This window comes from Rhodococcus sp. O3, from assembly GCF_048897285.1.
Classification (GTDB): Bacteria; Actinomycetota; Actinomycetes; order Mycobacteriales; family Mycobacteriaceae; genus Rhodococcus.
Window position 1 is genome coordinate 25,997 of the sequence record NZ_JBMBTE010000034.1, and the last position, 22,293, is coordinate 48,289.

General features: G+C 69.7%; 9 protein-coding genes. 5 read left to right on the forward strand and 4 right to left on the reverse strand.

Translation table 11 applies throughout. The features are described 5' to 3' along the window. Nucleotides 1-146 precede the first annotated feature (146 nt). Nucleotides 147-1,571 carry a wax ester/triacylglycerol synthase domain-containing protein gene (locus ACN675_RS12385; protein WP_420751125.1) on the reverse strand — a complete coding sequence of 475 codons (1,425 nt, stop codon included), beginning with the start codon at nucleotides 1,569-1,571 and terminating at the stop codon, nucleotides 147-149. Between the two features lie 355 nt (nucleotides 1,572-1,926). On the opposite strand from ACN675_RS12385, the gene ACN675_RS12390 reads away from it, so the two are divergent. From ACN675_RS12390 to ACN675_RS12405, 4 genes are read left to right on the forward strand one after another with little or no spacing between them, the layout of a single operon-like run. After that, entirely contained in the window at nucleotides 1,927-2,931 is a 1,005-nt protein-coding gene (locus tag ACN675_RS12390; RefSeq protein WP_420751126.1) for an ATP-binding cassette domain-containing protein, read from the forward strand. Nucleotides 2,932-2,948: 17 nt separating this feature from the next. Then, a complete protein-coding gene (locus ACN675_RS12395; protein WP_420751132.1) occupies nucleotides 2,949-3,803 on the forward strand; it encodes an ABC transporter permease in 855 nt (284 codons plus the stop codon). After that, entirely contained in the window at nucleotides 3,800-4,666 is an 867-nt protein-coding gene (locus ACN675_RS12400) for an ABC transporter permease (RefSeq protein WP_420751127.1), read from the forward strand. The genes ACN675_RS12395 and ACN675_RS12400 overlap by 4 nt, the downstream gene beginning before the upstream one ends. A gap of 23 nt (nucleotides 4,667-4,689) precedes the next feature. After that, nucleotides 4,690-5,460: an SDR family NAD(P)-dependent oxidoreductase gene (locus ACN675_RS12405; RefSeq protein WP_420751128.1), complete on the forward strand. Its 771-nt coding sequence runs from the start codon at nucleotides 4,690-4,692 to the stop codon at nucleotides 5,458-5,460. Nucleotides 5,461-5,553: 93 nt separating this feature from the next. On the opposite strand, the gene ACN675_RS12410 is transcribed toward ACN675_RS12405, so the two are convergent. Both ACN675_RS12410 and ACN675_RS12415 read right to left on the reverse strand, forming a co-directional pair. After that, a complete protein-coding gene (locus ACN675_RS12410) occupies nucleotides 5,554-6,627 on the reverse strand; it encodes an alpha/beta hydrolase (RefSeq protein WP_420751133.1) in 1,074 nt (357 codons plus the stop codon). A 130-nt stretch (nucleotides 6,628-6,757) separates the two neighbouring features. Further along, entirely contained in the window at nucleotides 6,758-6,976 is a 219-nt protein-coding gene (locus tag ACN675_RS12415) for a hypothetical protein (protein ID WP_420751129.1), read from the reverse strand. Nucleotides 6,977-7,232: 256 nt separating this feature from the next. Between ACN675_RS12415 and ACN675_RS12420 the strand changes: the two genes are divergently transcribed. Next, nucleotides 7,233-8,327, forward strand: coding sequence for an alpha/beta hydrolase (locus ACN675_RS12420; protein ID WP_420751130.1), 1,095 nt, complete (start codon nucleotides 7,233-7,235; stop codon nucleotides 8,325-8,327). Nucleotides 8,328-8,417: 90 nt separating this feature from the next. Here the strand turns inward: ACN675_RS12420 and ACN675_RS12425 are convergent. Next, nucleotides 8,418-22,293, reverse strand: a 13,876-nt coding sequence (locus ACN675_RS12425) for an amino acid adenylation domain-containing protein (protein ID WP_420751131.1), incomplete at its 5' end; no start/stop codon positions are given.

Genomic DNA, 22,293 nt, shown 5'->3' on the forward strand with positions numbered 1-22,293 from the left:
CCATTCATTCCGCGTTGTCCCTGTCTGGTGATGTCACGACACCCCTTGCCGTGGCGGCGTCATACCGGCAGTCGATACGACACCGAGACGCACATTACCTTTCGGTAACGGTGGGTAGCGGACATACACGGTAAAGCTGTCTCAGGTCACACCGAGATGCGGTTCCTCGGCGGATCACCCCGTGAACTGCCGTCGATAGCCGTCACCAGCGCGTCGTAGGAGGCGAGCAGGTCGTCCCGGTAGGCGTCGGGATCCGGCATCATCGACTCGTCGGCGGTGAACGTGAGCGCCAGCTCGTCTCCGAACGACGTCACGATGTGTCCGAGGCCTCCCCCGCCGTGGACGGCAAGGACACCGAACGCCGAAACTGCCTGCGCACCACAGCACATGAGCCCACCCGGACCCCGAGGCACGTTCGCGACGGTGGTGTTCGCGACCACCCGCGCTCCCGCCGACACCCGTCGCTGGTGAGCGGCGACGATGCGCTTGGCGACCCACCAGGGGTAGTCGTCGAGCGCGGTGGTCGCGGTCACGGCGGCCGTGGTTCGTGCCCGGGCCTTGCCCGCGGCGGACGCGGACACTATGGACCGGAAACGGACGAGCGGATCGGGTTCGTCGGTGCTCAGCGAGAGCAGCACCATCGAGAACTGGTTGGAACCGCGCTCGGGCGCGCGCAACCGCTCCGCGGTCGCGACCACAGACATGGGGATCGCTCCGACGAGCGGTTCCTCGGGCAGCTCCCCGTGGCGTTCGAGGTATCCACGCAGACCACCGGCCACCACGGCCAGGACGAAATCGTTGAGAGTCGCACCGGGCACCTTCCGCCGCGCCTCCTGCACGGCGCGCAGGTCCCATCGCAGGACATCGGCGGTCGTGCGGCCGGTCAACGGCCCGTTGAAACGGGTGCGGGGCGCTACCGGTGCCGGGGTGATCTCCTCGCTGGCGACCAGGTCCTCGAACTCCGCGACCGCGGTTCGGGCCCGGCGCCAGGCGCGCAGCATGCGTACGAACCGGGCAGGCACGGCCGCCGTCTGCACGAGGAGTGGTGGACCGGACAGCACGTCGGGGTCGGCGGGCTCGGCTTCACCGTCCGGGTCGTCGAACAGCCGGCGAGCGATCGCAACGGTCTCGATTCCGTCGCCGACACAGTGGTGGAATTTCAGGACGACGAAAGTCGAGCCGTCGGGAAAACCGTCGATTCCTTTCGCGCCGCTCAATACATGCAATTCCCAGGGCGGTCTGCTCAGATCCATCGGTTCCGCGAGCACGGCCGCGAATCTGCGCCGCAATCCGTCCCAGTTCTCCCCGGCGACGTCGACGTAATTCACCTGCTGCTCCCACTGCGGGTCGACGTCCCGAATCCAGTTCGGATCCGCCGGCCAGCGGTGGAATTCGACTCGCTCGGTGAGCGCCCGCGACCGCGAGATCCGGTCGCCGATCCATTCGAGCAGAGAATTCCGGTCGATCGGGCCGGCACCGTCGGGACCGGGAGCGAATACCCAGACGTCGACGATCGCCGATTCCCCGGTAACCGCATCGGAAACCAACTCGAGGGCGTGACGCGGTGTCATCGCCCGTCGATATTGCACTCGCTTCGCGAGGCGTGCCTGGCCATCACGCAGAAGGATTTTCACTCGGAATCTCCCCGCAACTCCCGCCCCGACGCGAATTTCACGATAGCCGACACGTTGTCGGTGCGGATGGAAAACGGGCATTACAACCAGAGCACGCGAGGTCGCCTCCCGGTCCGGATCCACGAAGATTTCCGGACGGCGCGATTTTCGGACGGACGTGTCCGGATCGTCCGCGCGGGTAGCATCAGCGAGACGACGACGCTCCTCGCGCCGCGAAACGGCGAGGAACAGGAAGTGCAGGGGAACAGGGACAGGACGGGCCATTCCGGATCGAACTCGACGGCGGAGCGTGATGCTGGGATATCAGGACTACGCAGTACTGGTGGAGGACGTCCACAAATCGTTCGGTGATGTGCACGCACTCAGCGGAATCTCCTTTTCCGCACCCCCGGGCAGTGTCCTGGGAATCCTCGGACCGAACGGCGCCGGAAAGACGACGACCGTCAAGATTCTGTCGACCTTGATCCGGCCCACGAGCGGCCGCGCGCGGATCGCCGGCTACGACGTGGTGACCCATGCGCCGGAAGTCCGGCGCTCGATCATGATGACCGGGCAGTACGCCGCGCTCGACGAGGCGCTCACCGGACGCGAGAACCTCATCCTCTTCGGGCGTCTGATGGGGCTCGACCGGGCGACGGCGAAGGCCCGGGCGGAAGCCCTCCTGGAGGAGTTCGATCTCGTCGAGGCCGGTCGGCGCGCGGTCCGGCACTACTCGGGCGGCATGCGGCGGCGGGTGGACATCGCGTGCGGGCTCGTCGTGCGCCCCGAGGTGGTGTTCCTCGACGAACCGACCACCGGACTGGACCCCCGGAGCCGACAGGGCGTCTGGTCGCTCGTCGCGGCACTGAAGAACCAGGGCATCACGGTCCTGCTCACCACGCAGTATCTCGAAGAGGCCGATCTCCTCAGCGACAACATCATCGTCATCGACAGGGGCACCATCGTCGCGGAGGGTACGGCCGACGAACTGAAGGCCCGCACCGGCGGCAGCTTCTGCGAGGTCGTGCCGGCCGACCCGGCAGCGGTGCCGCGGGTGATCGCCGCGCTCGGCGACCTGGTGCCCGACGAGGTGCGTGCCGAGGTCGCGCAGCACCCGAGCGTCGACCACGTCTCGATTCCCGCGCCGGGCGGGGCTGCGACGCTGGCCGAAGCGCTGCGCCGGCTCGACGCGGAGGAGATTCCGCTCGCGGACATCGGACTGCGCCGACCATCCCTCGACGACGTGTTCCTCACCTTGACCGGTCACTCCGCTTCTCCCCTGCCCGACGAGCAGCCGGCGGAAGAGGTGGCCACGTGACCGCCACCGCGAAGAGCATGACTGCCGGCGCGAAGGGTGTCACTACGCCGCGCAGCCTTCGACGCGATGCCGCGCTGTCGCCGCCCGACAGGACCGTCGGTGTGCACCGACGGGTCGAACCGTCGGGTTTCCACCAGTGGCGGGCCCTGTCGGGCCGGTCGATCCGTGCGATGGTCCGCGAGGGTGAACTGTTCATCGCGATCATCGCGCCGCTGGTCTTCACGATCGGCTTCTATCTGCCGTTGAAGTTCGTCATGCAGATCAGGGGCATCGACTACGCACAGTTCCTCATGCCGATCATCGTGATGCAGGCGATGGCCTTCACCGCCATCTCCGCGTCACAGATCGCCGCCAAGGAATCCGCGAACGGATTCACCACCCGGCTCCAGACGATGCCGGTGTCGGCGCCGGTACCGCTCATCTCCCGGATGACCAGCAGTTCCCTCCGGGCCGCGGTGGCACTGACAGCCGCGCTGCTCTTCGGGCACGTCATCGGGTTCCGGTTCAGCGCCGGTTTCTGGCAGGCCGCGGCGTTCTGCGGATTCGGGCTGCTCATCGGCGTCACGCTGTCGCTGGGCGCCGATGCGATCGGGTCGCTGTCGAAGAGTCCCGAGGCGACCTCGCAGGCCCTGGCCCTGCCGCAGCTGATCCTGGGCATGCTGTCCTGCGGGTTCGTTCCGGAGGAGGGCTTTCCCGAATGGATCCGCCCGTTCGTCCGCAACCAGCCCATTTCCCAGTTCTCCTTCGCGATGCGCGACATGGCGGAAGGTGGCATCACCGCCTCGGTACTGCTGCCGGCGGCCCTGTGGTGCGCGGGTCTGCTCGTGGTGTGCGCGCCCCTCGCGGTCTGGGCGAGTGTGAGGCGCGGATGAGCACGCACACCGACCGCAATCTCCCCCAGGGCGCCTTCGACGCCGATCGGATGTTCGATTTCCCGGAGCCCGACGGGGCGCATCCGGAGGGGTCGGCACGCGCGCTCGTCGACCACAGCCTGATGCAGTGCACCCGGCTGCTGCGACGCTGGTCCCGCGACCCGGCGACGATGATTCAGGCGCTGCTGTATCCGGCACTGACGCTCGTGATGTTCCGGCTCGTGCTGGGTGACTCGATCACCGCGGCGACCGGGCAGCCCGCGATCTACGGCAACGTCCCGCTGATCGCGCTCATCGGTGCGATGTTCGGGTCGGTCGTCAGCGCCGTGGGATTGCGGGAAGAGCGCAAGAAGGGCCTGCTCAGCAGGTTCTGGGCGATGCCCGTCCATCGCGCCTCGGGCCTGGTCGGCCGCATGATGGCCGAGGCCGTGCGGATCTTCGCCACGACCGTGCTCATCGTGGTCGTCGGAACGGCCCTGGGATTCCGGTTCCTGCAGGGACCGCTCGCGGGGGTCGTCATGCTGCTGGTCCCGATTCTGTTCGGGCTGGGTTTCGCGGTGATGGTCACCGCGCTGGCCGCGGTGTCCGGCGATGCCCCGCTCGTGGAGACGGTGTCGATCGTCTGCACGCTGCTGATGTTCTTCAATTCGGGATTCGTGCCGGTGATGGCTTATCCCACGTGGCTGCAGCCGGTCGTGGAGTACCAGCCGCTCTCCTGCGCGGTCGACACGATGAAGGGTCTCTCGCTCGGCGGGCCCGTCCTCGAGCCGCTGCTGCTCACGTGTGCGTGGTCGTTCGGATTGATCGCGGTCTTCCTGTATCCGGCGGTCCGCGGCTATCGCCATGCGGCCGCCCACAATTGAGCGAGGTCCACTACGGTGGCCGCATGACTGATTCCGCAGCCACATCACCGTCGACCCGCCCGGTCGCACTCGTCACCGGCCCCACCTCCGGACTCGGCGCGGCATTCGCCCGATTGCTCGCCGAGCAGGGGCACGATCTGGTTCTGGTGGCACGCGACGAGGCACGGCTGCACGCGCTGGCGGACGAACTCGCCGGCGCGCACGGCGTCCGCGCGGAGATCATCGCGGCGGATCTCGCGACCGAGGCCGGGCGGGACGCGGCCTCCGAACGGCTCGCGAAGGGTGTCGACGTCCTCGTCAACAACGCCGGTTTCCTCACGGACGGCGAGTTCTGGGACGCGGACCTCGACCTGCTGCGCGGCCAGCTCGGGGTCAACGTCACCGCGGTGATGGAACTGACCCACGCCGCGCTGCCGCCGATGCGCGCAGCCGGCCGCGGCACGATCGTCAACGTCGCCAGCGTGTCGGGTCTGTTCACGGGCCCGGCATCGACGTACAGCGCGAGCAAGGCGTGGGTCGTCAAGTTCTCGGAAGGTCTCGCCCACAAGGTGGCCGCGGACGGGGTGCGCATGGTCGCGCTGTGCCCCGGATTCATGGACACCGAGTTCCATCCTCGTGGCGGGCAGGACGTGTCCGGCGTCCCGAAGCAGCTGTGGCTCGACACCGCGGACGTCGCGCGGACCGCCCTCGAGGACGCGGCGAAGGGCCGGGTCGTGAGCATCCCCGGCCGCCGTTACAGGCTGTGGACCACCCTCGACCGGCTCAAGCCGCGCCGGTTCGTGTGGCGGGCCTGAACCACTCCCCCCCAGAAGCGGCCTCGGGGCCGGTGACGAAGTTCGTCACCGGCCCCGAGATGTTCGTCGCGGCTGTCGCGATTCGCTCGCGGATCAGCTCTCGTCGATGTCGAGTGCGCGTGCCAGCACCGGCCACGACTCCTTCAGCTCGTCCTCCCAGTAACCCCACGAGTGGGTGCCGTCGTCGCGGAACTTGAAGGTCGCCGGAATGCCGAGCTCGTTCAGCCGGTCCTGCAGATTGTGCGTGCAGTAGTTGGTGGCGGCCTCGATCACGCCACCGACGATGACCTGGTTGGCCACGTTTCCGGCGTCGCCGTTCATACCCGGGCCGTCGCCGTTGTCGTAGCGGCCGGGCAGGCCGGTGCCGTTCGAGACGTACAGTTCCAGGCCGCGCAGCTTCTCCGCGTGCAGGTAGGGATCGTTCGCCTCCCACGCCGGGTCGTCGTCCGAACCCCACATGTTGGCGACGTCGCCGCCACCCCAGGTCTCGACCGTGAGCTTGACGAACTGCTTGCCGATCGGGTCCGACGTCTGCGCGCAACCGCTGTACGCGGCGACGCCGTTGAACAGGCCCGGCTTCGCGGTCGCGAGCGAGAACACCGACGTGCCGGAGGAGGACAGGCCGGCGATGGCATTGACGCCGTTGGTGCCGAGCGCGGCGTCGACGATGGGCGGCAGTTCCTCGGTGATGAACGTCGTCCACTTGTTGTTGCCGAGGACCGGGTCCGGGGAGTACCAGTCGGTGTAGTAGCTGAACCGGCCGGCAAGCGGCGACACGACGTTGATGTTCTTCTCGGTCAGGAAGTCGATCGCGTCGGTCTGCAGACGCCACGTCCCGGCGTCCTCGCCGCCACCGGCACCGTTGAGCAGGTACAGCGTGGGCCGCGGTTCGCTCGTGTCGGCCGGACGCCACACATCGACCGGGATCTCACGTCCCATCGACGCCGAATAGACCCAGATGATGATCGAGTGCTCGTCGTACACCTCGGCCTTGGTGATCTTCGAACCGTTGGGCGACTCGACCGAAGCGAGAACCTTCCCGGTGTCGAGGACCGGATCGGCCCCCGCAGAGGCCGCGCCCACAGCCATGGGCAGTGCGGCCGCGGTCAGTACCACGGCAAGGGACCTCGCGACGGCTACCGCCGTACGGTTCGTGTTTCGGCGCATGCGCTCGCTTCCCACCTTCTCCATTGCTGTTCCTGCGTGTCGGGTCACCGCGGAGCAGCGCCCTCGTACATGCGACGATGGGACCCCCGAAGGGATCCCATCGTCGACTGTTGCGAACGGTTGTCGCGTATCAGCCGATCACGAAGCACTGACCGCCGATCACGGCGAACAGGTTGCCCGGAGGGCAGTTCGGCGGGGTGACCGCGTCCGCGAGCTGATCGGGGGTCAGGCCGATGAACGGGATCGGCGCCTGCGGCACGATCGGTTCCGCCTGAGCGGCACCCGCGGCGCCGAAAGCGATACCGGCAGCGGCTGCGCTGCCGAGCAGAACGGTCAGTGCACGACGCATCTGAGAACTCCTCCTGTAGGCGACCGCCGCAGCGGCCGGTTCAACGATGGCGGCGACAGCACGAACCCCCCATCGGTGCGGATCACACCGTACGCCAACGGTGACGATACCGTAAAGAAGTTCGGATCTCCGGCCGCGCACCGGCCGTTGAGGAACTATTGCCGTGATGAAACGGAAACCCGTTTCGCGACGATGAGACAACCGAACCCAGCCGGCGCCGGGCTTCCGGCGCCCACCGACAGGCAGGTCCACGACGATGATCCGACCGGCATCACGCGATGCGCTCCGCGCACCCGGCCAGAGCAGAACGCGGCGTGCGCGGATAGCCCAGGCGGCGGCGTTCGCCCTCGTCACCGCACTGTTCCCCGTCCTCACAGCCGGTGCTGCAGAGGCCGATCCGGTCGTCGACAACGCCCAGCCGCTCGCCTCGCCGGTGTCGGTCAACGGTTCACGCATCACCCGGATCGAGGTGCGCGACGCACAGTCCCTCGTGATGTACGTGTATTCCGGGTCGATGGACCGGGAGATCCCGCTGGATATCATCCGTCCGAAGGACACGAGCGTCCCGCGCCCCACCCTCTATCTGCTCAACGGCGCCGGCGGAGGCGAAGACGGTGCGACGTGGCGGGCCCGGACCGACGCCGCGACGTTCCTGGCGGACAAGAACGTCAACGTGGTGACCCCGATGGCCGGGAAGTGGAGCTACTACACCGATTGGCAGCGGCCCGATCCGGTGCTCGGTGTCAACAAGTGGGCGACCTTCCTCACCGAGGAACTGCCCCCGCTGATCGACGCCGGTCTGGGCGCCAACGGCGTCAACGCGATTGCAGGCCTGTCGTCGTCGGGCACGTCGGTGCTGCAGCTTCCCCTCGCGAAGCCGGGCCTCTACCGCGGGGTCGCCGCGTACAGCGGCTGCGCGCAGACGTCGGACCCCGTCGGGCAGGCGTACGTGAATCTCGTGGTCGAATCGTGGGGCGACGGAAACACCGAGAACATGTGGGGCCCACCGGACGACCCCGACTGGGTGGCGAACGACCCCTACGTCAATGCCGAGAAGCTGCGCGGTCTGGCCCTGTACCTGTCGAACGGCAGCGGGCTGCCCGGCCGATACGACACGCTCACCGGACCCGACATCGACGGGGACATCGGGGTACTCGCGAATCAGGTCGTCGTCGGCGGGATCATCGAGGCCGCGACGAACGGCTGCACGCAGAACATGGCACGCCGGCTCGACGAGCTGGACATTCCCGCGACCGTTGTCTTCCGGCCCACCGGAACGCATTCGTGGGGTTACTGGCGCGACGAGCTCGAGAACTCCTGGCCGGTCCTGGCCGGTGCGCTCGGCGTCTGATCCGCCTCCCGTTTCCGGCGTCCCTCACCCACTGCCCGAAACCGGAACGGCCGGACCGGAACCCACGTTCCGGTCCGGCCGTTGCCGGTTCTACCCGTCGAGCGGGCGGAAGAAGCCGGTCCGGGCGTAGTACTCCACGTACCGGCCGAGCACCTCCGCGTCCACGACCGGGCACTCCACGCCGGTCCCGGCCAGGTGTGCGCGGGTCTTCTCGTCCGAGAACGTCTCGATCTCGGCGAGACCGGTCGCGAACTGGCCGGACACGAGCATCGCCCGCATCAGACTGTCGTCGCCGGCCGCGGACAGTTTCTCCGCCGTGGTGAACAACGTCTCCCCGAACTCGGGCACCGTCACCGTGCGCAGATCGAATCCGTGCGCACGCAACTGCGTTTCGAGGTCGGCCATCGGCACCCGTCGCTGCGACACGAGATGGTAGGTCCCGCCCCACGTCGCCGGATCGACGGCGAGCTGGACGAGCGCCCGCGCGACGTAGTTGACCGGGACCATCGGCACCGTGCCGGTCGCGATGTCCGGGATCTGCTGCAGCGCGACGATGGCGCGCACCATGTTCCAGAACGCGTCGTCCGAACCGCACGCACCGGTTTCCACGTCGCCGGTGATCAGACCGGGCCGGTAGATCGACACCGGAACGCCCCGTTCGCCGGCGAGCCGGACCACGGCCTCGCCGACCCACTTCGACTGGACGTACCCCGAGCCGCCGACCCGCTCCGCCTCGAGCAGATCGTCCTCGCCCGCGACGTACGGCCGCCCTTCCGCGAGCGCCGCCTCGTCGGTGAGCACCGAGCCTGTGGACACGAAGTGCAGCGGCTTGAGCCGGACGGTCGCGGCGAGCCGCAGCAGTTCCTCGGTCGCGAGCACGTTCGGCCGATGCAACCGGCTGTACGTCTCGATGTGGTTGACGCGTGCCCCGTTGTGCACGATGGCGTCGACCCGCTCGGCGAGTTCGGCGAACCGGTCCTCGTCGAGGCCGAGCCGATCCCGGCCGAGGTCACCCGGTACCGCGACGATGCGGTCGGCTCCGGTGTCCCGCCAGGATCCGAAGCGGCGCATCGATTCCACGATGCGGGCGTGACCGTGTTCGGGCGACTCGGCCCGGACGAGGCACCACACCTCGGCGTCGGTGCGATCGAGCAGTTCCCGCACCAGGTGCGAGCCGAGGAAACCGGTGGCACCGGTCAGCAGCACGACCTCGGGTTCGACGCGCGGCGGCTGTGCGCCGTCGGCGGTGATGTCCGCGGCGAGGCTCACGTGTTCGGCGAAGCTCGCGACGTCCGGGCCGCTGCGCTGCGGGTCGATCGCCCGCGCGAGATCCTCGACCTGCGGGTGGTCGAACAACTCCTGGACGCCGACCTCGAGACCGGTCAGGTCCCGCAACCGGTTGATCACCTTGATCACCAGCAGCGAATGCCCGCCCAGTTCGAAGAAGTCGTCGTCGAGGCCGACCCGTTCGACGCCGAGGACCTCGGCGAACACGGCTGCGACCGCGAGTTCGACCGGCGTGACGGGTGCGCGGAACTCCCGCGCCTCGAACACCGGCGCCGGCAGGGCCCGGCGATCCAGCTTGCCGACCGGGGTCAGCGGCAGCTCGTCGAGGACCATGATCGCCGACGGAACCATGTGCGAGGGAACGCTTCTCGCCACGAACTCCTTGAGTTCGGCCGGATCGATCCGCTCCCCCGCCACCGGCAGCACGTATCCGACGAGCTGAGCCGAAGCGGACTCGCCGTCCTTGTGCGCGACCGTCGCGGCCACGTCGACGGAGGGATGCGCGGACAGGGCCGCATCGATCTCACCGAGTTCGATACGCAGACCGCGGATCTTGACCTGGAAGTCGCTGCGCCCGACGTAGGCGATCTCGCCGTCCGCCGTCCAGGTCACGACATCGCCCGTGCGGTACATGCGGTCACCGGGAACGCCGAACGGATCCGCGACGAACCGCTCCGCGGTCAGACCGCGACGCTCGTGGTATCCGCGGGCGAGCTGCACACCGGCGATGTACAACTCGCCGGGCACGCCCACCGGGACGGGCCGCAACCGGCTGTCGAGCACCAGTTCCCGCATTCCCCGGATCGGCCCGCCGATCGTGACCGGCGCACCGGGGACCATCGGTTCGGAGATGTTCGACATGATCGTCGTCTCCGTCGGCCCGTAGCCGTTGTACAGCGACCGTCCGGGCGCCCACTTCTCCACGATGTCCGCCGAGACCGCCTCGCCACCGGCGACGAGATGCTGCAGCGAATCCAGACCCGCCGGGTCCATCGACGCCAGCACCGTCGGGGTGATGAATGCGTGCGTCACCGACTCGCGCCGGATCAGGTCCTCGAGCGCGTCCCCGCCGAACACGTCCGGCGGCGAGACCACCATCGTCGCGGCCGCACCGAGCGCCAGCAGCAGTTCGAGGACGGACGCGTCGAAACTCGGCGATGCCACGTGCAGGACGCGCGACTGCTCCGTCGGCGAGTACCTCTCGTACTGCTCGACGCAGAAGTTGTGCAGACCGGCGTGGGTGACGGCGACGCCCTTCGGGAGGCCCGTCGAACCGGACGTGTAGATCACGTACGCGACCTGCGACGACCGGATCGGTGCGGGCAGATCCCGGTAGGTGACCGGAGCATCGGATTCGGCAGCACACCGGGATCGCACGTCCTCGTCGTCGAGCACGAGCCAGTCGACACCGTCCGACAGTGCGTCGACGTGCGCCGACATCGTCAGGCCCAGAACGACTCCCGAATCGTCGATCATGTGCGCGACCCGATCGGCCGGGTACTTCACGTCGACCGGGACGTAACCGGCGCCGGTCTTCGCGACCGCCCACACGGCGAGCACGGACTCGATCGACCGCGGCACCGCGATCGCGACGAGATCGGACGACCCGATTCCCCGGCCGAGCAGCACCCGCGCCAGGCGCGAGGACTGCTCGTCGAGTTCCCGGTAGGTCAGCGAACGGTCACCGAAGACCAGTGCGGTCCCGTCCGGGTTCTTCGCGACGGCCTCTGCCATGAGCGCGGGCAGGGTCGAGGTCCACACCCGGCCGCGAGGAGCGCGGGCAGCGGTGGCGCCCGCGCGGGCAGCGCCGACGAGGGCCGCGCGCTCGGAGTCCGCGAGGACCTCGACGTCCCCGACGACGATCGTGGGATCGGCGGTGACCGCGGCGAGAACCCGGCCGAACCGCTCGGCGAACGCCACCACGGTCGACTCGTCGAACAGGTCGGTCGCGTAGGTCAGGTCGACGCGGTATTCGCCGCCGGCACCGATCTCGGTGACGGTCACCTGCAGGTCGAAGCGCGAGACTCCGTCCTCGAATTCGACTGCGGCGAGCCGCAGTCCACCGAGATCGAACGCCGCGGCCGGCTGGTTCTGGAACACCAGAGCCACCTGGAACAGCGGGTTGCGCGCGGTGGACCGTTCGACGTCGAGCGCTTCGACGAGGCGCTCGAACGGAATGTCGGCGTGTCCGAACGCGCCGAGATCCGTCGTCCGGGCACGCGCCAGCAGGTCCGCGAACGTCTCGTCGGCCACCACGGGGGTGCGCAGCACGAGCGTGTTGACGAACATGCCGACGAGATCGTCGAGCGCGGCGTCACCTCGACCGGCCACCGGAGCACCGACGGTCACGTCGTCACTGCCGGACAACCGCGCCAGCAGCAGCGCCAACGCGGCGTGCACCACCATGAACGGCGTCGATCCCCGCTCCGCCGCCAGCCGGTCGATACCGGCGCGCACGTCGGCGGGAACGGTGAACCGGTGGGTGGCACCGTGGTGCGACAGCGCGGCGGGACGCGGCCGGTCGGTCGGCAGCGTCACCTCCTCCGGAGCCCCGGCGAGGGCTTCGGTCCAGTACCCGAGCTGCTGGGCGAGCAGCGACTGCGGATCCGCCTCGTCACCGAGCACGTCCCGCTGCCACAGCGTGTAGTCCGCGTACTGCACCGGAAGCGGCGCCCAGGTGGGGGTGCCACCCTGCACGCGGGCCGCGTACGCCGTGACGACGTCGCGGGTCAGCGGCGCGATCGAGAAGCCGTCCGCGGCGATGTGGTGCGCGACGAACACGAACACGTGGTCGTCCTCGGCGATCCGCAGCAGAGCCGCGCGGACCGGAACCGCCGTCGTGACGTCGAACCCGGCCGTGACCAGCTCGGCGACCCGCTCGAGTACGGCGGTCTCCGAGACGTTCTCGACGGCCAGGGCCAGGCGGGCCCGCTCCGGGGACAGCACGTCCTGCACGCCGGTGCCGTCGACCTCCGGGTAGACGGTGCGCAGCACCTCGTGGCGGGCGACCACGTCGTCGACGGCGAGCTGCAGGGCCGCCACGTCGAGTGCGCCCGACATGCGGATCGCGATCGGGATGTTGTACGCGGCCGAATCCGGGTCGAAGCGGTTGAGGAACCACATGCGGGACTGCGCCGCCGACAACGGGATCCGGTCGGGGCGGGGCTGCGGCACGAGAGCGGCACGGCCCGGTCCCCCGGTGTGCGACTCGAGACGCGCGGCGAGCGCTTCGACGGTCGTCGCCTCGAAGAGCGCACGCACCGGCACCGCGGCGTCGAGCGCCGCTCCGAGCCTGGCCACGACCTGGGTCGCGACGAGCGAGTTGCCGCCGAGCTCGAAGAAGTCGTCGTCGACACCGATCGTGTCGATGCCGAGAACGTCCGCGAACACCCCGGCGACGATCTGCTCGACCGGGGTCGACGGAGCCCGGAACTCCCGCGCCTCGAACACCGGCGCCGGCAGGGCCTTGCGGTCGAGCTTGCCCGACGCGTTGAGCGGGAACGCGTCGAGCACGACGAACGCCGACGGCATCATGTAGGTCGGCAGCTTCCGGCTCAGCGACTCGCGGGCCCGATCGAGGTCGAACGACTCCGGCGCCCCCGGCACGATGTACGCGACGAGCTGTTCACCGGTGGCGGTGTCGACGACGAGCACCGCCGCGGAGATGACCGCGTCGTCGTCGAGCAGCGCCGCCTCGATCTCTCCGAGCTCGATGCGCTGGCCGCGGAACTTGACCTGGAAGTCGGTGCGCCCGATGTAGACGAGTTCACCGCCCTGCCAGTACACGAGGTCACCGGTGCGGTACATCCGCTCGCCCGCCTCGAACCTGTCGGCCACGAACCGGTCACTCGTGAGGTCGACCCGGCCGTGATAGCCGCGCGCCAACTGCACGCCCGAGAGGTACAGCTCGCCGGGCACGCCGTCGGGCACCGGATTCAGGCGGGAGTCGAGGACGTAGACCTTCGAATTCCACTGCGGCGCACCGATCGGCACCGAGCCGGCATCGCCCGGTGCGGCCTGCCGGTAGGTGATCGAGACGGCGGCCTCGGTCGGGCCGTACAGGTTGTGCAGCCCGGCGCCGCTGATCCGCGCGAATGCCTCGGCGGTCGCTGCGGGCAGGGCCTCACCGATGACGAACACGTCGCGCAGGCCCGCGACGTCGCCCGGCGCCACCGCGGAGACGAACACCGACAGCATCGACGGAACGAAGTCGGTGACCGTGACCGCCGCCGAACGGATCCGCTCCGCGAGGTAGAGCGGGTCGCGGTGCCCGTCCGGGGTCGCGACGACGAGGGTCGCCCCGACCCGCAGCGGCAGGAAGAAGCCCCACAGCGACACGTCGAACGTCGTCGCGGTCTTCTGCAGGTACACATCGGCCTCGGTGAACCGGTACTGCCCCTGCATCCATTCCATCTGGTTGACGATCGCGCCGTGCGGGACCGCGACGCCCTTGGGCTTGCCGGTGGACCCGGACGTGAAGATCACGTACGCGGTGTTGCCGGCGTGCACGGACCCGATCCGCTCGGAGTCCTCGATCGGATCGGTCGGGACATCGGACAGGTCCAGGGTGTCGAGGAACAGCACGGTCCGGCCGCTCGCGGCGGTGAATTCGTCCCGTTCGGTGCTGAGCACCGCGACCGGGTCCGCCGCGTCGAGGATGTAGGCGATGCGATCGGCCGGATGATCCGGATCGACCGGCACATACGCGCCGCCCGCGCGGAGCACGGCGTACATGCCGACGACCAGCTCGAGCGAGCGTCGCATCGCGAGCGCGACCCGCGACTCCGGCCCCACCCCGAGCCCGATCAGGCGCCGCGCGAGCGCGGTGACACGAGCGTCGAATTCTGCGTAGGTCAGCGAATCACCTTCGTAGACTACAGCATTCGCGTCCGGAGTCAGGACCACCTGCCGGTCGAAGCTGTCGAGCAGCAGGGTGTCGACGGTGGGGTGCTGCGTCCGGTTGCGCGCGTCGACGATCTCGGCGCGTTCGTCCGCGGCGAGGACCGGCAGGTCACCGACGGCGATCGCCGGGTCGGTGGTCACCGCTTCGAGTATCCGCACGAAGCGGTCCGCGAACGCGACGATCGTCGACTCGTCGAACAGGTCGGTGGCGTACTGGAGCTCCACCGCGGCACCGGCCGATGCGCCGGCGTCGTCGAACATCTCGGCGACCGCGACCTGCAGGTCGAACTTGACGAGGTGCGTCTCGGTTTCGACGGGCGCGACGGACAGTCCGCCGAGTTCGAGCGCGGTGCGGTTCATGTTCTGGAAGAACAGCGCCACCTGGAACAGCGGGTGCCGGCCTTGCGACCGTGCCGGGTCGAGCACCTCGACGAGACGCTCGAACGGCACGTCGGCGTGCGCGAACGCCCCGAGGTCGGTGGACCGGACCCGGCCGAGCAGTTCCTCGAACGGTTCGCCTGCCGCGACGTCCGTGCGCAGGACCAGCGTGTTGACGAACATGCCGACGAGGTCGTCGAGCGCGGCCTCGCCGCGGCCCGCGATGGGTGCGCCGATCGCGATGTCGTCGGTGCCGGACAGCCGCGCCAGCAGGGACGCGAGGGCCGCGTGCACGACCATGAACGGGGTCGCCTGACGGTCACGCGCCAGCGCGCCGATCGCGTCCTGCAGCCGCGCCGGGAGCGTGAACGTGTACGCCGCACCCCGGTTGGTGGCCACCGCCGGCCGCGGCCGGTCGCTCGGGAGGTCCAGCTGGTCGGGGATGCCCGCCAGCCGTTCGGTCCAGTAGCCGAGCTGCCGTGCGATCACCGAATCGGGATCGGACTCGGCACCGAGCACCTCGCGCTGCCAGAGCGTGAAGTCGGCGTACTGCACCGGCAACGGTGCCCACGCCGGGGCCTCGCCGCGCGAACGCGCGGCGTACGCGATCATCACGTCACGGGTCAGCGGTGCCATCGAGAAACCGTCGGCGGCGATGTGATGGACCGAGAAGACCAGGACGTGTTCGCCGCCGCCGAGCTGCAGCAGCGCGGCACGCACGGGAACCTCCGTGGTGACGTCGAATCCGGACTCGACGATCTCGGTGACCACCTCGAACGCCGAATCCGCGGTGACGGCTCGCACGTCCAGTTCGACCCCGGCCTCACCGGCGGGCAGCACCACCTGGTGCCCGCCGCCGTCGACCTCCGGGTAGACGGTACGGAGCACCTCGTGCCGGGCCACGACGTCGGCGACCGCCGCACGCAGCGCGCCGACGTCGAGTTCGCCGGACAGGCGCACCGCCACCGGGATGTTGTTGACCGCGGAGGCGGTGTCGAACCGGTTGAGGAACCACATGCGGGACTGCGCCAGCGACAGCGGGATCCGGTCCGGGCGCGGCTGCGGCTCGAGCGGCGCACGCCGGCCCGAACCGGCGCGGGATTCGACACGGGCCGCGAGGGCCGTCACCGTCGAATCCTCGAACAGGACCCGCACGGGTACCTCGGTGTCGAGGGCCGCCCCGAGCCTGGCCGCGACCTGCGTCGCGACGAGCGAGTTGCCGCCGAGCGCGAAGAAGTCGTCGTCGGCACCGACGCGATCGACACCGAGAACGTGCGCGAACGTGGCGGCGACGATCTCCTCGACCGGGGTGGCCGGGGCACGGAACTCCCGGGCCTCGAACACCGGGGCGGGCAGGGCCTTGCGGTCGAGCTTGCCGCTGGCGTTGAGCGGGAACGCGTCGAGCACGGTCACCACGTCGGGAACCATGTACCCGGGCACGCGTGCGCCGACCGCGGACTTCACCGCGGCCACATCGACATCCGCGCCGTCGGCCGGCACGACGTACGCGACGAGCTGCTGCCCGAGTTCGCCGTCGTGGACCACCACGACGGACTGGGCGATCTCGGGCAGGTCCGTCAGCGCCGACTCGATCTCGCCGAGTTCGATGCGCAGACCGCGGACCTTCACCTGGAAGTCGGTGCGGCCGATGTATTCCAGTTCCCCGGCGGCCGACCACTTCACGAGGTCGCCGGTCCGGTACATGCGCGCGCCGGTCGTGCCATTCCCCGTCGCTTCGCTCGCCCCGACGAACGGGTCGGCGACGAACCGTTCCGCGGACAGGTCGGGGCGCCGCACGTAGCCGCGCGCGACCTGGACACCCGACAGGTACAGCTCACCGGCGACACCCACGGGCACCGGCTGCAAGCGCGCGTCGAGCACGTACACCCGGGTGTTCCACACGGGCGCACCGATCGGCACGGTCACGACGTCCGCGTCGGTGACCTCGTGGAAGGTCACGTCCACCGCGGCCTCGGTCGGGCCGTAGAGGTTGTGCACGGCGACCCCGGGCACGAGTTCCCGCATCCGCGCGGCGATCGGCGCGGGCAGCGCCTCACCGGAGGCGAACACCATCCGCAGTCCGGAACCCGCCGCCGCGCTCGGCTCGGCGACGTAGGCGGCGAGCATCGACGGCACGAAGTGCACCACCGTGACGCCGGCGTCGGCGACGAGCCGGGCCAACGCCGCCGGATCGCGGTGCACGTCCGGTGCCGCGACAACCAGGCGGGCACCGATCTGCAAGGGCCAGAAGAACTCCCAGACCGACACGTCGAACGTGAACGGGGTCTTCTGCACGACCACGTCGTCCGCGGTCAGCTCGTACTGCCCCTGCATCCACAGCAGACGGTTGACGATCGCGGCGTGCGCGACCGCCACACCCTTCGGGCGGCCCGTCGAACCGGACGTGAAGATCACGTAGGCGGTGTTGTCCGGGAGGACGGCACCGAGCCGTTCGGCGTCCGTGACGGGACCGTCCGGGTAGTCGGAGACGTCGAGCCGATCGAGCAGCACCACGTCCCGTCCCGGGGCCTCGATCGCGTCCGTGCTCGTGGACAGCACGAGCACGGGATCCGCGGTCGCGAGCACGTAGTCGTTGCGTTCGGCCGGCTGGTCGGGATCGATCGGCACGTACGCACCGCCCGCCACGACCACCGCGTACATGCCGACGAGCAGTTCCGTCGAGCGACGCATCGTCAGGGCGACGAGCGCATCGGGACCGACACCCGACGCGATCAGGACCCGCGCCAGCCGGTGCACCCGCGACGCGAATTCGCGGTAGGTCAGGGTCTCGTCACCGAACACGACCGCCGGGGCGTCCGGAGTGCGCACGACCTGCGCCTCGAACAGATCGACGAGGGTCGCGGTCGAATCCGTCCCGTGTGCGGTGTCGTTCCATGTTTCGAGGACCGAGATCCGTTCGGCCGCATCCAGCACCGGAACAGCTCCGACCCGCAGCGCCGGATCGGCGACGACCGCCGCGAGCACCCGGGTGAACCGCTGCGCGAGCGACGCCACGGTCGCCTCGTCGAACAGATCGGTCGCGTAGGTGACACCGGCGGCGATTCCCGCGGGCGATCCGTCGGCGGTGAACGTGTCCGACAGCACGAACTGCAGGTCGAACTTCGCCGTGCGGTTCTCGGCCTGAACACCGGCGACCGTCAGCCCCGGCAGCTCGAAGCTCGACTGCCCGATGTTCTCGAACGTGAGCATCACCTGGAACAGCGGGTGCCGCGCCTGCGACCGCGGCGGATCCAGCACCTCGACGAGCCGCTCGAACGGCACGTCGGCGTGCCCGAACGCACCGAGATCGGTGTCCTTGACCCGGGCCAGCAGGTCGGTGAACGGCTCTCCGCCGTCGACGCGCGTCCTCAGAACGAGGGTGTTGACGAACATGCCCACCACGTCGTCCAGCGCGGCCTCGCCACGACCGGCGACCGGCGTGCCGATCGCGATGTCGTCGCTGCCGGACATGCGCGCCAGGACCGCGGCCAGCGCCGCGTGCACCACCATGAACGCGGTCACGCCCGTACGCCGCGCCAGGTCGGCGATGCCGGCCTGGACGTCCGCTCCGATCTCGAAGCGGTGGTCGCGGCCGGTGTTCGACGCGACCGCCGGCCGGGGCCGGTCGGTGGGCAGATCCAGCTGATCCGGCACACCCTCCAGCGCGGTGGTCCAGTAGTCGAGCTGGCCGGCGATCAGCGACTGCGGATCCTCCTCGGCTCCCAGGACCTCGCGCTGCCACAGCGTGTAGTCCGCGTACTGCACCGGCAACGGCGCCCACGACGGGTGCTCCCCGCGCGAGCGGGACGCGTACGCGATCATCACGTCACGGGTCAGCGGTCCCATCGAGAAACCGTCGGCGGCGATGTGGTGCGCCACGACCACCAGCACGTGCTCGTCCGGGGCGACGCGCAGAAGTTCCGCGCGCACCGGCACAGCGGTGGTGACGTCGAATCCTGTTCCCACGGCGGCGAACACCCGTTCGAGCGCCTCGGACTCGGTCACCTCGAGCGGCGCGAGCTCGATCCGCGCCTGCGCGGCCGGCAGGATCACCTGCGTGCCGGCGCCGTCGACCTCCGGGTACACGGTGCGCAGGGCTTCGTGCCGGGCGACCATGTCGTTGACGGCCGCTTCGAGCGCCGTCACATCGAGTTCACCCGTCAGACGGATCGCGACCGGCACGTTGTACGCGGCCGACTCCGGATCGAACCGGTTGAGGAACCACATCCGGGACTGCGCCAGCGACAACGGAATACGGTCCGGGCGCGGCCGCGCGGTGAGCGCGACCCGGCCGCCGGCACCGGCGTGCTGCTCGGCGACCGCGGCGAGTGCGGCGACCGTCGGGGCCTCGAACAGCGCGCGCACCGGGATCCGGGTGTCGAGTTCGCTGCCGATCCGGGAGACCACCTGGGTTGCGACGAGCGAGTTGCCGCCCAGAGCGAAGAAGTCGTCGTCGAGGCCGACGCGATCGAGACCGAGAACCTCGGCGTAGACGGCGGCGACGATCTCCTCGACCGCGGTCGTCGGGGCGCGGAACTCGCGCACGGCGAGCGCCGGCTCCGGCAGAGCGCGCCGGTCGAGCTTGCCGGAGTGGTTGAGCGGAAGCTCGTCCAGCACCATCACGACGTCGGGAACCATGTACCGGGGCAGCGATTCGCCGAGGCGGTCGCGGGCGGCGTCGACATCGACGGTCGCGCCCGGCGACGGCACCACGTAGGCGACGAGCTGCTGCCCGAATTCACCGTCGTGGACCACCACGACGGACTGCCAGATCTCGGGCAGGTCGGTCAGCGCCGTCTCGATCTCGCCGAGTTCGATGCGCAGACCACGCACCTTCACCTGGAAGTCGGTGCGGCCGAGGTAGTCCAGCGTGCCGTCGGGCAGCCACCGCACCAGGTCGCCGGTGCGGTACAGGCGACCACCGGCGTCGGCCGTGCCATTCCCCGTCGCTTCGCTCGCCCCGGCGAACGGGTCGGCGACGAAACGCTCCGCGGTCAGGTCCGGCCGGCCGAGGTAGCCGCGGGCGACCTGGACACCCGACAGGTACAGCTCGCCGGGGACACCGACGGGCACCGGATGCAGGCGTGCGTCGAGGACGTACGCACGGACGCCACGGATCGGCTCGCCGATCGGAACCGACGAGGATTCCTCTGCGACACAACGGAACACCGTCGAGGTCACGGTCACCTCGGTCGGCCCGTAGGTGTTGTCGAGCACCGCATCCGAACGCGACACGAAACGCGCCACCAGTTCCGGGGGCAGTGCCTCGCCACCGACCGACAGGTACCGCAGCGACGGGGGCAGGGCGAGGCCGTCGTCGGCGAGGAACAGCGCGAGCATCGACGGAACGAACTCGAGGATGCACACGTCCCACCGGCGGGAGACCTGCACGAGATACTCGGGGTCGCGGTGGCCGCCGGGCTCGGCGATCACCAGCCGGGCACCGGCCTGCAGCGGGTAGAACAGCTCCCACACACACGCGTCGAACGTGATGGGGGTCTTGTGCAGCGCGGTGTCCCCGGCGCCGAGGTCGTACCGCTCGGCCATCCAGGCGATCTGGTTGACGACGGACCGGTGCGAGACGGCGACGCCCTTCGGACGTCCCGTCGAACCCGACGTGAAGATCACGTACGCGGTGTTGTCCGGTCGCAGACCGGCGGCCGTCACGACCTGCGCCGTGTCGACATCGAGGTCGAGGTCCGCGACGTCGATCGCCGCGACCTCGCCCGGCAGGGCGTCACGGTCCGCCGCGGTGGTGAGCACGAGCAACGGTGCCGCGACCTCGAGCACGTACGCCGTGCGGTCGAGGGGATGCTCCGGATCGATCGGGACGTAGCCGCCGCCCGCCCGCAGGATCGCGTAGATCGCGACCAGCATGTCGACGGATCGGCTCATGCACACGCCGACCAGCACTTCCGGGCCCACGCCCCGGTCGAGGAGAACCCGCGCGAGCGCGTTCACCCGGCGGTCGAACGCCGCGTAGTCGAGGATCTCGTCGCGGAACACGACCGCCGGTGCGTCCGGCGTCCGCTGCACCTGCGCGGCGAATCCGTCGAGCAGCCGTTCGCCGGTCGCGGGGCGGGCCGTGTCGTTCCACTCGACGAGCATCCGGTGGCGTTCGCCGTCGTCGACCAGTTCGAGGTCGCCGACGACGACGTCCGGATCCGCGGTCGTGGCCGCGAGAACACGGACGAGGCGCTCCGCGATCGCGGACACGGTTGCCGCGTCGAAGATGTCCGCGGCGTAGCCGATCTCGCCCAGGTAGGACCCGTCGCCTCCGGCGGGTTCGACGAGCGTGACAGACAGATCGTATTGTGCTGCCTGCCAATCGAATTCGAGCGCAGACACCGAGAGTCCGGGAAGCTCGACCACGGACTGGCTGTAGTTCTGGAAGGCCAGCATGACCTGGAACAGCGGTGAGAACGACTGCGAGCGCACGGGATTGATCCGGTCAACGAGGCGCTCGAACGGGACGTCCGCGTGCGCGAACGCACCGAGATCGGCGCGCGACGCTCCCGAGAGCAGGTCACGGAACGACGCGCCCGGGTCGATCGGAGTGCGCAACACGAGGGTGTTGACGAACATGCCGACCAGGTCGTCGAGCGCGGCGTCACCGCGACCGGCGACCGGGGTGCCGATCGTGATGTCGTCACTGCCGGACAGCCGGGCCAGCAGCACCGCGAGCGCGGTGTGCACGACCATGAACGGCGTGGCGCGCTGCTCGGCCGCCACACGCTTGATCCCGGCGACGACATCCGCGGGCACCGCGAAGTCGACGGTTCCGCCGACGCCGGTGCGCACCGCCGGCCGGGGCCGGTCGGTGGGCAGGTCCAGCACGTCCGGGGTTCCGGCGAGGGTCTCGGACCAGTAGTCGAGCTGGGTGGAGATCAGCGATTCCGGATCGTCCTCGTCGCCGAGGACCTCGCGCTGCCACAGCGCGAAGTCCGCGTACTGCACCTCGAGGGGCTTCCAGGCCGGGGCCTGCCCGCCGACGCGGGACGTGTAGGCCAGGACGATGTCACGGGCCAGCGGTCCGGTCGACACACCGTCGGCCGCGATGTGGTGCACGACGAGTGCGAGCACGTGCTCGTCCTCGGTGATCCGGAACAGGGCGCCGCGCACGGGCGGCGCCACGGTCACGTCGAAGCCCGCGGACAGCAGTTCCGCGACCCGGGTGCGCAGGTCGTTCTCGTCGGCGACCCGGACCGGCTCGAGGCCGGCCGGCAGCCACCCGGCCGGGAGCACTTCCTGGACGCCGGCGCCGTCGATCTCGGGGTAGAAGGTGCGCAGGACCTCGTGACGGGAGATCACGTCACGGACCGCCGCTTCGAGCGCGGCGACGTCGAGCGCTCCGCTCAGCCGCATCGGGATCGGGATGTTGTAGGCCGCGGAGTCGGGC